The organism is Microcystis sp. BLCC-F209, from assembly GCF_041928595.1.
In the GTDB taxonomy this organism is placed as follows: Bacteria; Cyanobacteriota; Cyanobacteriia; order Cyanobacteriales; family Microcystaceae; genus Microcystis.
This window is the reverse complement of the sequence record NZ_JBHFLL010000248.1, coordinates 1-12,391: the sequence shown is the minus strand read 5'-3', so window position 1 is coordinate 12,391 and position 12,391 is coordinate 1. Positions and strand designations below refer to the sequence as shown.

The 12,391-nt window shown below is 42.1% G+C and carries 12 protein-coding genes and 2 pseudogenes; 5 read left to right on the top strand and 9 right to left on the bottom strand.

What is annotated here, in order from left to right; all coding sequences use genetic code 11:
- The first annotated feature begins 257 nt into the window (after positions 1–257).
- Positions 258–1,022, top strand: a complete 765-nt coding sequence (locus ACE1AQ_RS15825; RefSeq protein ID WP_008202587.1) for a YebC/PmpR family DNA-binding transcriptional regulator — start codon at positions 258–260, stop codon at positions 1,020–1,022.
- A 127-nt stretch (positions 1,023–1,149) separates the two neighbouring features.
- On the opposite strand, the gene ACE1AQ_RS15820 is transcribed toward ACE1AQ_RS15825, so the two are convergent.
- Positions 1,150–1,761 carry a 4Fe-4S single cluster domain-containing protein gene (locus ACE1AQ_RS15820; protein ID WP_008202585.1) on the bottom strand — a complete coding sequence of 204 codons (612 nt, stop codon included), beginning with the start codon at positions 1,759–1,761 and terminating at the stop codon, positions 1,150–1,152.
- A gap of 80 nt (positions 1,762–1,841) precedes the next feature.
- Entirely contained in the window at positions 1,842–3,023 is a 1,182-nt protein-coding gene (locus tag ACE1AQ_RS15815; RefSeq protein ID WP_110545346.1) for an RtcB family protein, read from the bottom strand.
- Between the two features lie 362 nt (positions 3,024–3,385).
- Between ACE1AQ_RS15815 and dnaK the strand changes: the two genes are divergently transcribed.
- Both dnaK and gltS read left to right on the top strand, forming a co-directional pair.
- Positions 3,386–5,290, top strand: coding sequence for a molecular chaperone DnaK (gene dnaK / locus ACE1AQ_RS15810; RefSeq protein ID WP_008202581.1), 1,905 nt, complete (start codon positions 3,386–3,388; stop codon positions 5,288–5,290).
- A gap of 248 nt (positions 5,291–5,538) precedes the next feature.
- On the top strand, positions 5,539–6,747 hold the full coding sequence (gltS, locus tag ACE1AQ_RS15805) for a sodium/glutamate symporter (protein WP_008202579.1): 1,209 nt from the start codon (positions 5,539–5,541) through the stop codon (positions 6,745–6,747).
- Positions 6,748–6,860: 113 nt separating this feature from the next.
- Here the strand turns inward: gltS and ACE1AQ_RS15800 are convergent, their stop codons facing one another.
- The 4 genes from ACE1AQ_RS15800 to ACE1AQ_RS15785 form a co-directional block, all read right to left on the bottom strand.
- Positions 6,861–6,989 (bottom strand): hypothetical protein, encoded by a 129-nt coding sequence (locus ACE1AQ_RS15800; protein ID WP_374756693.1) that lies wholly within the window; start codon positions 6,987–6,989, stop codon positions 6,861–6,863.
- A 55-nt stretch (positions 6,990–7,044) separates the two neighbouring features.
- The gene (locus tag ACE1AQ_RS15795; protein ID WP_008202577.1) at positions 7,045–7,452 is read right to left on the bottom strand and encodes a type II toxin-antitoxin system VapC family toxin; all 408 of its coding nucleotides are present in this window, start codon (positions 7,450–7,452) and stop codon (positions 7,045–7,047) included.
- A gap of 5 nt (positions 7,453–7,457) precedes the next feature.
- On the bottom strand, positions 7,458–7,718 hold the full coding sequence (locus ACE1AQ_RS15790; RefSeq protein ID WP_008202575.1) for a hypothetical protein: 261 nt from the start codon (positions 7,716–7,718) through the stop codon (positions 7,458–7,460).
- A 113-nt stretch (positions 7,719–7,831) separates the two neighbouring features.
- Entirely contained in the window at positions 7,832–8,812 is a 981-nt protein-coding gene (locus ACE1AQ_RS15785) for a hypothetical protein (RefSeq protein WP_008202573.1), read from the bottom strand.
- Between the two features lie 413 nt (positions 8,813–9,225).
- Here ACE1AQ_RS15785 and ACE1AQ_RS15780 point away from each other — a divergent pair, with 413 nt between their 5' ends.
- Positions 9,226–9,402 carry a hypothetical protein gene (locus ACE1AQ_RS15780; protein WP_157221751.1) on the top strand — a complete coding sequence of 59 codons (177 nt, stop codon included), beginning with the start codon at positions 9,226–9,228 and terminating at the stop codon, positions 9,400–9,402.
- Between the two features lie 183 nt (positions 9,403–9,585).
- On the opposite strand, the pseudogene ACE1AQ_RS15775 reads toward ACE1AQ_RS15780, so the two are convergent.
- The 3 genes and pseudogenes from ACE1AQ_RS15775 to ACE1AQ_RS15765 form a co-directional block, all read right to left on the bottom strand.
- Positions 9,586–9,774 (bottom strand): annotated as a pseudogene (locus ACE1AQ_RS15775) (PIN domain nuclease); the annotation flags it as partial.
- A gap of 332 nt (positions 9,775–10,106) precedes the next feature.
- Positions 10,107–10,307 (bottom strand): hypothetical protein, encoded by a 201-nt coding sequence (locus tag ACE1AQ_RS15770; RefSeq protein ID WP_110545343.1) that lies wholly within the window; start codon positions 10,305–10,307, stop codon positions 10,107–10,109.
- A gap of 298 nt (positions 10,308–10,605) precedes the next feature.
- A pseudogene (locus ACE1AQ_RS15765) lies at positions 10,606–10,724 on the bottom strand (IS200/IS605 family transposase); the annotation flags it as partial.
- Between the two features lie 185 nt (positions 10,725–10,909).
- Here ACE1AQ_RS15765 and ACE1AQ_RS15760 point away from each other — a divergent pair.
- Positions 10,910–12,181 (top strand): esterase-like activity of phytase family protein, encoded by a 1,272-nt coding sequence (locus ACE1AQ_RS15760; RefSeq protein ID WP_110545341.1) that lies wholly within the window; start codon positions 10,910–10,912, stop codon positions 12,179–12,181.
- Positions 12,182–12,391: the final 210 nt, after the last annotated feature.

The following is a 12,391-nucleotide window of genomic DNA, read 5'->3' as shown; positions in this document are numbered from 1 at the left end:
AAAGCCACTCTTAATCGTGTCTTGGAACGAAATAGAGGCTTTTAAAGACTGCGTACATGGAGAATTAAAACAAGAATTACCCTCGAAAAGCCTATTTTTCCACTAAGTATTTATGCTCATTGCAAAGGTGAGATGCTCCCCCTATAGCTTCTACACAGGATTTATGATCATTACCCTGCACTCGTTGACAATTATCCCCAGATTTACCAAGGGCGATCGATCTGCTAGATTTTTGATGTTGGATATCTTAGATAGATATGGCTGGTCATAGTAAATGGGCAAATATTAAACGACAAAAAGCCCGGGTTGATGCCAAAAAAGGGCAAACTTTCACCCAGTTATCCCGGGCCATTATCGTGGCTACGCGTAACGGTGTTCCCGATCCGGCGGGCAATTTTCAGCTACGCACGGCGATCGAAAAAGCCAAGGCGGCCGGTATTCCTAATGACAATATCGAAAGAGCGATCGCTAAAGGGGCAGGAACTTGGGAAAATGACTCAGCTTTTGAGGAAATTCGCTACGAGGGTTATGGTCCCGGGGGTGTGGCGATCCTGATCGAAGCACTGACCGATAATCGCAATCGCACGGCGGCGGATCTGCGGGTGGCTTTTAGCAAAAATGGCGGTAATTTAGGTGAAACGGGCTGTGTGGGCTGGATGTTTGACCATAAGGGGGTAATTCGCCTTGAGGGAACTATTGATGAGGATCAGCTTTTAGAAGCTTCCCTAGAGGGCCAGGCCCAATCCTACGAGTTTTTTGACAGTGAGGAGGAAGGTGAAGGGGCAGAAGTGTTTACTGAGGTGTCTAACCTGGAGAGATTGAATAAGGTTCTGCAAGCAGCGGTATTTAAGGTCAAAGAAGCAGAATTACGCTGGATTCCCACTAATACCCTAGAAGTAAGCGATCGAGACCAGGCCCGTTTTTTATTGAAGTTAATCGACACCCTAGAATCCCTAGATGATGTGCAATCGGTGACAGCTAATTTTGATTTAGTCGAGGAATTGATGTTGCTGGATCTGTGATCCTAAATTCCTAGGCAGTGATCACTGATCAGATTTGAGTTTTCAGTGAGCGGTATGAAGTGAGAGTAAGTAGTTGGACAATCTTGATTACTGATCACTGTTTACTGATTACTGATTCTAGGCCTGATCAAGAAATAATCTGTCCCCAAAATCCTGTAAAAATTCGGGTTCCGTCTTTGAGAATATGAATTTCCACTTGATCCGATGCCCAATTAATCTGATCTTCCAGAGCGGGATTGAGGACGTGAATCCGTTGATTGCTAGAAGAAACGGGAGAATCGGGGGAATGAATAGCCAGGGATTCCACATAGGCCCCATCCACCAAAATATCTAACTGGGCTAATAATTCTTGGGAGTGGGGCGGTGCTTGGGTTGAGCGCAATTGTTCGATCGTAAATCCCGTGAAGGACATCACATTTAAGCCTTTTTCCTTAACATATTTAGCTAATTCTGTCAAGGCTTTTGCTTGCCAAAAAGGTTCACCTCCGGAGAAAGTTAGGCCACTATTGCGGGGATTAGCCAAAATTTTGGCAGCTAGAGACTCAACGGTAATTAATTGATTGATCTCAAAGGACCAGGAAGCTGGATTAAAACAACCCCGGCACTCGCGAGAACAACCCTGTACCCAGACCACGGCCCGACAACCGGGACCGTTAACGGCGGATTCATCCACATAGCCCATGATATTGAGATGATGGGCGGGAATTGGCGCTAATTCGGCAGCAATAGTCAGACTCATCGCTTACAATCCTCGATCGATTCCTATCTTTTTCATGCTAGGGAAAAAACGACAAAAATCGATCGCTCTTGCCATGATTTTTAACCTTTGACACACATCACCTGCTTGAGAGTGGCGACAATTTCCACTAGATCAGCCTGTTGATTCATCACCTGTTGGATCGGTTTATAAGCTCCCGGAATCTCATCAATAACGCCCTCATCCTTGCGGCATTCAACCCCTTCGGTTTGGGCGATTAAATCATCAAGAGTAAAGATTTTTTTAGCCAGATTTCTCGACATCAAGCGCCCGGCCCCGTGGGAACAGGAACAGAAGCTATTATGTTCTCCCTTGCCTTTAACAATATAAGATTGCGCTCCCATGGAACCGGGGATAATACCATAATCGGTTTCTCTAGCGCGGACTGCTCCTTTGCGGGTGACATAAACCTCCTCGCCAAAATGAATTTCTTTTTCAGCATAATTGTGATGACAATTAACTACTAAGAGGGGTTTAGTTGGTTTGCCTCCCGCTAGATGTTTTTCAACAATGCGTTTAAATCTAGCCATCATAATTTCCCGATTATAACGGGCATATTCCTGGGCCCATTGTAGGTCATGCCAGTAGGCGGCAAATTCTTCTGTACCGGCGACAAAGTAGGCCAGATCGAGGTCGGGTAATTTACCTTCTGCTAGTTTGGCTAACTCTTTGGCCGTATCAATATGACATTGGGCCAGTTGATTACCAATACCTCTAGAACCGGAATGGAGCATTAACCAAACTTGATTGTCTGTATCTAAACAAATTTCGATAAAGTGATTGCCACCCCCCAGAGAACCCATTTGTTTAAGGGCTTTTTTCTCTAGGTTTTGTACGCCTCGATGAATCTGTTTAAATTCCGCCCATTTTGGCCATTTAGTTACTTCCCGATCCACTTCTTTATTTTCCGCAAAACCGACGGGAATATTCGCCTCCACATCGAGGCGAATTTTTTTAAGTTTTCCCTGCAATTGTTCACCAGTAAAAGGCATTTTTAGGGCAGCCATGCCGCAACCGATAGCCACTCCGACGGCGGCGGGAATTACGGCATCTTTGGTGGCAATCACCGAACCGACTAAAGCACCTTTACCCAAGTGAACATCGGGCATTAAAGAAATGTGTTTATAAACAAAAGGGAGGGAAGCGACATTTTTGGCCATTTGGGTCTCTTGGGGTCCCAATTCATGGCCTGCCCAAGATAAAATCGGTGTCGGTGTGGAAAGTTGCAGAGTTTCGTAAGTCATATTTTTTATGAAATAATCAGATAAAAAGCGGGTACAACCAAGGCAATAAGGCAATGGAGATTCTGCGATAAATTTAGATAAATTGTTATCGGCGATCGTATTTTAGCACCAGAGGATAAGCTGTTGACTATCTAAATTACTCCCTCAGACTGCCTCCCAGGAGAATTGTTGACTTTCACCGGAGGTTTACCGACTACTGCAATACTACCAAAAAGGTTCGGATACCTACACTATCGAGAAAGCGGGGTTATTTTGCACTATAGAGATAACGAAGGAACTGATAGGGGTGGGTATCGCCTAAAAACCGAGTACAGTTCCGATTCTAGAAGTCACTATAGTTGTATCGGAGCAGCACAAAGATTATGGGAAAAGTAGTTGGAATTGACTTAGGGACGACTAACTCCTGCGTTGCGGTTATGGAAGGGGGTAAACCCACCGTTATCGCCAACGCTGAAGGGTTTAGAACCACGCCCTCAGTCGTCGCCTACGCCAAAAGTGGCGATCGCCTAGTAGGACAAATCGCCAAACGTCAAGCGGTAATGAACCCGCAAAATACCTTTTATTCCGTCAAACGCTTTATCGGCCGGAAATTCAACGAAGTTACCAACGAAGCCACAGAAGTATCCTACAAAACTCTCCAAGACGGCAACGGCAACGTTAAATTAGACAGTCCCGCCCAGGGCAAACAATTTGCCCCCGAAGAAATTTCCGCCCAGGTACTGCGGAAACTGGTGGAAGATGCTAGTAAATACCTAGGCGAAACCGTTACCCAAGCAGTCATCACTGTACCCGCTTATTTTAATGACTCCCAACGTCAAGCCACCAAAGATGCCGGGAGAATTGCTGGGGTTGAAGTTCTCCGCATTATCAACGAACCCACTGCCGCCTCTCTTGCCTACGGATTAGACAAAAAAGCTAACGAAACCATTCTCGTTTTTGACTTGGGTGGGGGAACCTTTGACGTATCGGTTCTAGAAGTGGGTGATGGTGTCTTTGAAGTTCTTGCTACCTCTGGAGATACTCATCTCGGTGGTGATGACTTCGATAAAAAAATCGTTGATTACTTAGCCGGAGAATTCAAAAAAGTTGAAGGAATAGATCTCCGTCAAGATAAACAGGCCCTGCAACGTCTCACGGAAGCGGCAGAAAAAGCCAAAATTGAGCTTTCTAGCGTTACCCAAGCAGAAATTAACCTGCCCTTCATCACCGCTACCGCCGAAGGGCCAAAACACCTAGATACCACGTTAACCAGAGCTAAATTTGAGGAAATTTGCGCCGATTTAATTGATCGCTGTCGGATTCCCGTCGAAAATGCCATCCGTGATGCCAAAATCGATAAATCTGCCCTCGATGAAGTGGTTCTCGTCGGTGGTTCAACCCGGATTCCTGCCGTTCAAGAATTAGTTAAAAAAGTCCTGGGCAAAGATCCCAACCAAAGCGTTAACCCCGATGAAGTGGTAGCCGTCGGTGCTGCCATTCAAGGTGGTGTTCTCGCCGGTGAAGTCAAAGATATTCTTCTGCTTGATGTTTCGCCCCTGTCTTTGGGTGTGGAAACCCTCGGCGGTGTGATGACGCGGATTATTACCCGCAACACCACTATTCCCACCAAAAAATCGGAAGTTTTCTCCACAGCAGTGGATGGACAAACTAACGTGGAAATCCACGTCCTGCAAGGGGAACGGGAAATGGCCAAAGATAACAAGAGTTTGGGAACTTTCCGACTCGATGGCATCCCTCCCGCTCCTCGTGGTGTGCCTCAAATCGAAGTGGTTTTCGACATCGATGCTAACGGTATTCTCAATGTCACCGCTAAGGATAAAGGTACAGGAAAAGAACAATCGATCAGCATCACCGGCGCTTCTACCCTGCCCCAAAATGAAGTGGAACGCATGGTTAATGAGGCAGAATCGAACGCCTCGGTGGATAAGGAACGTCGCGAACGCATTGAACGCAAAAATCAAGCTGATTCCCTGGTTTATCAAGCTGAGAAGCAGTTGGAAGAGTTAGGCGATAAGGTTCCTCCATCTGAGAAAAATAAAGCCCAAGGGTTGATTAAAGACCTGAAAGAAGCGATCGCTCAAGACGATGATGGTAAGATCAAAACCATCCTACCGGAATTACAACAAGCCCTCTACGCGATCGGTAGCAGTATGTATCAGCAAGGAGCCCCCAGCAATCCCCCCGGTGGCAATGATGGCAATGGCCCCTCTGGTGGTGCCGGTGGTGGCGATGATGTCATCGATGCCGAATTCTCCGACGCTAAATAAAAATTAAGTTCCTAGCTTCGGGAAGGACACAATTTACTTTGTGTCCTTTTTTCATTGCGGCTTTCTTACAGATAAGGTTGTTATACTAAATCCGTTGAGTATAGGCTACTTATGAGGAGAGGCACTCATGCAAGAGGCACTCATGCAAAACGGAGAATAAATAATCAGTTTTTAAGAAGCTGATTTATTGTTAATGAAAATTAGGACTAAACCTAAGTAGAGCATCTTGGAGAACTAAGATTAAGAAAATGGAAATTTACCAATTTAGCCAACGCCAGACAATTATTATGGCTATTCTAGTCCTCTATCTCGGTAAGTATTTAACCAAAAATATCAAATTTCTGCAAGACTATAACATTCCTGATGCCGTTGCTGGTGGTGTCTTAGCTTCCTTATTTTTCGGTCTATTTTTTGCTGTTTTTAAATGGCAAATCGAATTTACCCTTAATGTTCGGGATGCCCTGTTAATCGTTTTTTTTACTACTATCGGGCTGTCCTCAAAACTAAAAACCCTGCTGCAAGGGGGTAAACCCTTGCTAATTTTATTAATAACCGCCGTGGTTTATCTCATTCTACAAAATTTAGCTGGGTTAGGAGTGGCAAAAGTGATGGGATTAGATTTACCCATCGGTTTGATTGCTGGTTCCGTTTCTTTGAGTGGGGGTCACGGGACTGCCATTGCTTGGGCTTCTATTTTTCGTGATAATTATGGCATCGCCAAAGCATCAGAAATCGGTGTAGCTAGTGCTACTTTTGGGCTAGTTTTAGGGGGAATTATTGGCGGACCGGTGGCTAAATGGTTAATTACTAGAAATCGACTGCGAGCCAATAATCAAGACCAAGATTTAACGGTGGGAATTAAACAAAGCCAGAGGAATGTCAATATCGATTACAATACAATGCTCCATTCAATCTTAGTGATTGGTTTAACTATCGGTTTAGGTAATCAGATTAACTACTGGGTAACTCCCCTTGGTTTAAAATTACCGGATTTTGTCCCCTGTTTATTGGCAGGAATTATCCTGACTAATACCGTACCTTTGGTGTTGAAACGCTTTCCTTGGCCCGCTAATACGCCCTCTTTAGCCTTAATTTCTGATGTTAGTCTCGGTTTATTCCTATCTATGTCCTTGATGAGTTTACAATTATGGACATTGATCGATTTGGCCGGACCGATTGCTATCCTGTTATTAGTGCAGTTCTCACTCAGTATTATTTATACTGTTTTACTGGTCTTTCCCGTAATGGGAAAAAACTATCATGCTTCAGTAGTTTGCGCCGGTTATTTGGGTTTAACTCTAGGGGCAACTCCCACAGCGATCGCCAATATGACAGCGGTAACGGAAAATTTTGGGGCTTCTCCCCAAGCATTTATTATTGTTCCTTTGGTGGGGGCATTTTTTATTGATTTGTCTAATGCTTTTATCATCCAGCAATTTTTGAATTTTCTGACTTAAAAATTTTTATCGATCAAGTAATTATTGAGGAAAGTTGACTAATCTTTTCCGTCAAGATTGGCAAAAGCTTGCAGTAAAATCGGAATAATACGGCCAGGGTAAGAGCATCTCAATTAGGCTTGACAAAAGGCTTTCAGCACAGCCATCATATAGTTATTATCCATGGCCGCCCGTTTACTTTTTTGTGCTAGACTACGTCGGTAAGTCGATTCTTGGTTAAGAGCGTTAAGTGCTCGTCTCAAGAATGCTCCCATAAGGAAACGGGGTTAACATTAGCTAGGTTGTATTTTTATTGGTTTATGGTACACAAGTAATTCCTAATCCTGCCATTTGACGAATATGATCATCAAAAGCGAATACCTCGAATATTTGCAAGCGATGAGCCATAACTAAAATAGAACAATCTGTGTAACTCCATTTTTTATCATTGTATTTACAGAAAGCCTCCCATGTTGCCAGATCGTCACTATCTGATAGATTAATATAATGATGATCTTCTCTTAGTATTTGACCTACTTGAATTGAGGCTTTACTGGAAACCTTACTCCGGATCCAAGTAACCGTTTCATCAAATACTGATTCTAGAATAATCCAACTATTATGAGGATTTTCTAGGCAATAATTTTGAGCGGTTTCGTGATGAGTTTCAGATTTAATAAAAAAAGCAATTAAAGCAGAAGTATCGACAATAATTTCTTTAGTCACAAATCTTAATAGAGAGTTTCATCAATGTTTTCAGCGTAGTTAGTAACAACTTGACCATGATTATCTTGTCCGATAATATATTTAGGTTCAGGTTGGTTAATTTCTAAACTTCCGCAAAGTTCCCAAGTGCGAGTTTTAGTAATATCTGGTAATTTAGTTTGAATATAATTTTCCAAGGCTTTGATGACAATCTCTTGAACCGAGGATTTTTGTTCTTGTAAACGAGATATTAATTCATCAGGAATTTCGAGCAATATTTGAGTCATTGATAAACCTTAGAGATTAACGTTGTTTTACTAAAATTCTAGCCTGCTTTTTAATTATAACAAAGAGACGCAAACTCCGTCGCTTACGTCCCCAATTAACCCTAAATCAAAGTTTACCGCTTGAATAACCGAGAAATCACCCGTTTTAAGCTATATCCTCCTGCAAGCAAAAGTAATCCAACCACGTTATCGCTTTCGGGGACAGACTGCGGTGGTGGGGGAGGGTTAGCTGGGGAAAATTGGAACTGTACTTCACCATTATAATAATTATAGTAAGCTATTGGTGTAGTATAGCGATCATCGCCCGAAAAACCTTTGGAGCAGTTATAACTTATAGGTGTACCTTTACATAAATATTTTGCTTGTTGCCAAAGATAATACTTTTGATTAGTAGAATCAAAAAATAAATTCCAATTAAAAAGAATATATCTTTCACTATTCAGAGAGGTAAAAACAATTCCGTTATAGGTTAGCGGTAGTAAATTATCATAATATTTGAGGTAATAATTTTTATTAATGCTTGGAGTTCCCATCTCAGGAATCAAGCCAGGTGGAGGCACTTGAAACATACTATCTCCCCACGCATCTATCCCTGTAATCCCCGTAACAAGACATTGACTTGTAAAATTGTTACAATCGTTAGTTGTAAAAGTTCCCGCATAAAATCTGTTACCAATTCCAATTGTAAAATTCCATAACTGGGAAGCCGAAGCAGGATTAGAATTAACAAGAAGCATTCCAGCAGTTGCAAGGGTAACTCCAGAAATCAAGCCTAAAACGTTACTGATTTTCTTACACAGTTTTATCAATTTATTGAAAACCGCACCACCACTACCTCGGTTCGCATAATTTCGACTAAAAACCGAATCAACAGCAGTTTCTGTTCCGGCAAATCCCCCATAAATCCCGACATTATTTTTTAGGGTAAAACTCGCGGTTCTGTCAGTTCCCGTAGTGGGTTTATACGTCCCCGCAGTCACCCAAATCTCATCACTAGATTGTGCAGCGGTTAGCGCACTTACTAAACTGCCATAAGCATTATTCCAAGCGGAACCATTACCTGTCGCACCAGACTTAACGTAGATGATAGCCATGATATACCTCGTGTGAAAAAGATGGTACAGAGTCAATAGGGAATCCACCCGAACCTTAGTTCGAGTTAGATAAAGTTGATAAGTAAGCGAATAGTGGAGAAAACTGCCTCTAAAGACACCAAAACCATTAATCAAGCTTGGATGTCAGAAAATTTAGCACTGGTTAGGGATAATGCTTAGATTGTAGAGGCGAATAATTATAAGTCCCGTTTATTTTTTTTTTTTATTCATCAGCAGAGCTTATTAAATAACCCATGCAGAGAGAAAATATCTGGTACAATGGCACTCCTACAAGGATTTACCTAGGGATAAGCCGATTTATGTTGCTAAGGTTATATTTTGATAAACTTTTGTCAAGTCAGTTAGAGTAGGGAGATGACTACAGCCTTGTCATCGGAGTCAGCCATGGGAATTTGGCCGCTATTATTGATGGTAAAGGCGGAGATACCATCGCCATCGAGGTTAGGATTACCTGCGGTGATATTGTAGGTTCAGGGGTTATTATCGGCATCGGTGGCGTTAATTGTGCCGACGACTGTACCGTTAGGACTGGTTTTAGAAATGCTAAACACAGCATCATTAACCAGTAAAATAATTGGCTCTCCCAGCTTTGGTGGGTAAAATGTATTCTAAGATACATTTCTCAAGAGCGAGGGGGTGGAACGAACCACAAAGACACAAAGGACACAAAGATCGATCCTATGTCAATTAAACTTATCACACAGAACCTAGAAGAGCCAAATAATTTTATTGCTTAAAGGGATTAATAAATTTTATTGCTTAAAGGGATTAATAATAGTGAATTTTTTATCAACAATTAAACCATCTTGCATATCTTCTGAATACAAAATATTTGCATCATAACATAAAGCGCAAGCAATCACTAAACTATCCCAAAATGATAGATGGTATTGAGTTCTCAGATTAGATGCAGATTCAAAAATATCAAGATTAAATGAGATAATACCAATTCTCCAAAGTCTGACTACAGAAGTTTAATCCCCCTAAATCCCCCTTAAAAAGGGGGATTTAAATTCGATGTGTAGTTTTCATTTAGAGAAATGGTATAACTTGATATTTGCTATAAAAGGAAACAATTAATTTAAACAATTGTTTTTCATCAAGCTTATGCTTTTTAAGTAAATTACAAGAAACCTCATTAATTATTTGGGTACTGATAATGATGGACTTTTCTTTAATTAATTGTTTTGCCAATATTCTTTTACCTTCTTCTTTTTTATCAGTGGAAAAAGCATAAAGCTAAATATTAGACTCAACAAAACAAATATGACTTTTAAATTCTGTCATAAATTTCTTCTCGTTTCATAAATTCTAAATTATCAACCTCTATAGGATTTTCCAACAGGTATTCAATCATATCAATTTTAGTTTCACTTTTATTGAGTTGATTTTGAGCTTTAAATACGGCAATAATTGCTTGTATCTGCTGACTTTGTTCAGGTTTAAGTTCAGTTACATTAATATTTTTAATCATGGCTACATTGGAATGATTTTTACTTTAATTATACTAATTACACGCTCTCACAATAATGATCTTCCTTTTTTACATCTTTGACTAAAATTATCGGTGTTTATGAAGAGTTATTATAGCCTAGCCTTTGAATTATAACAAAGAGACATAAACCCCGTGCTTGTCCCCCTCTCAGTATACTGATAGTTTATTTAACAAAATAGTCCTCAAAGTTTTTCGCAGTAAACATTTCACGATTTCATGAGCAAAAATTATCACACAAAGTCGAGAACAGCCCAATTTCTACAAACCTGATCTCCTATCGTTTTTCCATCTCCAGACAGACTTCTTTCAACAAGCTATCTACCTGTTTGTCGAAAACGGCTTTACGATATATAGCAAAACACTTACATTATGGCTCTTATGGATGTATTGACTCATTTTTCTATTATACGCTGCGAGCGGCGGGGAATTAGACCCGAAGAGATTAAAGCATATCTAAATATTTTTGGGTTAAAAGTTAAACTTCAGGCTTTCATTTAGTACAAGTGTACTAAATAAATAATTTTCCCAAAAAAATTAGTTAACACACGATTGTAACATATAATTAATTTGCAAGAGTTCTAATGTTTTTTGGGATAGAAATCATGAAATCCCCCTCTCGTTTTTTCATCGGGATCGCTGGAACCATAACGGTCGGTTTCCTCGCTACCTCGTCGGTTCAAGCTTCGCCTTTAAATTTACAATTTCTCGGTCAATCGATTGTTCCCACGGGGTTTATTCCCTCAGGCCCAGCGGGAACCGTGAACGGTGTCTCCGTTCCGGTCGGGGGATTATCGGGCATTACCTACGATCCGGCGGGCAATAACTTTTACATCATCTCGGACGATCGCTCTCAGAACGGCCCAGCGCGTTTCTACACCGCAACGATCAATCCGACGCTATTTAATGTTAATGGGACGAATAGCGGCGTTACCTTTACCGGTGTTACCCCACTTTTACAGACTAACGGGCAAACTTTCCCCGCGCTGGGTCTCGATCCAGAAGGGATCGCGCTCGTGGGTTCTAATCTGTATATTTCCTCCGAAGGGGAGGTCTCTAACAATCAGATTCTCAATCCCTTTGTCAATCGATTCGCGCTGGCCAACGGTCAACAGAACGATACTTTACCGATTCCAAACCAGTTTATCCCCGCGCCGAACTCGATTCCCACCACGAGCGGGGTTCGCAATAATCTGGCTCTAGAAAGTCTGACCACCACCCCAGATCAGCGATTCCTGTTCACGGCCTCCGAGAACGCGCTTGTGCAGGATGGGCCGGCTGCGACGCCAACGAACGGTTCTCCCTCACGGATATTGCAGTACGATCTCGCTAATGGACAGCCGATCGCTCAATTCCTCTACAATACCGATCCAATCGCCCTTCCCCCGATTATTCCAAGCCCAGTCGATGTCAACGGACTCGTCGATTTACTGGCACTTGATAATAGTGGCAAACGCTTTCTCTCCCTAGAACGTTCTTTCTCCATAACGACGGGAACACCAGGGAATACGGGCTATACTGTGAAAATCTACGAGGTTTCCCTGGAGGGGGCCACCGACATCAGTGCCTTTTCCAGTATTAATGGGGTTTCGGGTATCGTGGCCGCCCAGAAAACCCTATTATTCGATCTGACCTCGTTAAATATCCCCATCGATAACGTGGAGGGGATTACCTTCGGCCCCTATTTACCGAACGGCAAGCGCTCAATAATTCTCGTCAGCGACAATAACTTTACCCAGTTCCAATTTACTCAATTTCTCGCCTTTAGCGTCGAAACTGTACCCGAACCCTCAACCCTCGCAGGATTGCTGGTGATCGGTTGCGTTGTTATTCTAGTCAAAAAACGGGAAAGCTAAACAAAATCTGGCAACAGCATAGAGATCAGGCTATCTTTGGGGTTGCCGAGCGTTTCGTCAATTGGACAATGGCTCTTCTAGGTTCTGTGTGATAAGTTTAACTTACATAGGATCGATCTTTGTGTCCTCTGTGTCTCTGTGGTTCCTTCCACTCCCTCGCTCTTAAGGAATGTATCTTAGAATACATTTTACCCACCAAATCCAAGAGAG

Bases quoted from the DNA above. Each gene is read 5' to 3' on its own strand.
- ACE1AQ_RS15825 (WP_008202587.1), top strand. From the start codon at position 258: ATGGCTGGTCATAGTAAATGGGCAAATATTAAACGACAAAAAGCCCGG.
- ACE1AQ_RS15820 (WP_008202585.1), bottom strand. From the start codon at position 1,761: ATGAGTCTGACTATTGCTGCCGAATTAGCGCCAATTCCCGCCCATCAT.
- ACE1AQ_RS15815 (WP_110545346.1), bottom strand. From the start codon at position 3,023: ATGACTTACGAAACTCTGCAACTTTCCACACCGACACCGATTTTATCT.
- dnaK (WP_008202581.1), top strand. From the start codon at position 3,386: ATGGGAAAAGTAGTTGGAATTGACTTAGGGACGACTAACTCCTGCGTT.
- gltS (WP_008202579.1), top strand. From the start codon at position 5,539: ATGGAAATTTACCAATTTAGCCAACGCCAGACAATTATTATGGCTATT.
- ACE1AQ_RS15790 (WP_008202575.1), bottom strand. From the start codon at position 7,718: ATGACTCAAATATTGCTCGAAATTCCTGATGAATTAATATCTCGTTTA.
- ACE1AQ_RS15785 (WP_008202573.1), bottom strand. From the start codon at position 8,812: ATGGCTATCATCTACGTTAAGTCTGGTGCGACAGGTAATGGTTCCGCT.
- ACE1AQ_RS15770 (WP_110545343.1), bottom strand. From the start codon at position 10,307: ATGATTAAAAATATTAATGTAACTGAACTTAAACCTGAACAAAGTCAG.
- ACE1AQ_RS15760 (WP_110545341.1), top strand. From the start codon at position 10,910: ATGTTTTTTGGGATAGAAATCATGAAATCCCCCTCTCGTTTTTTCATC.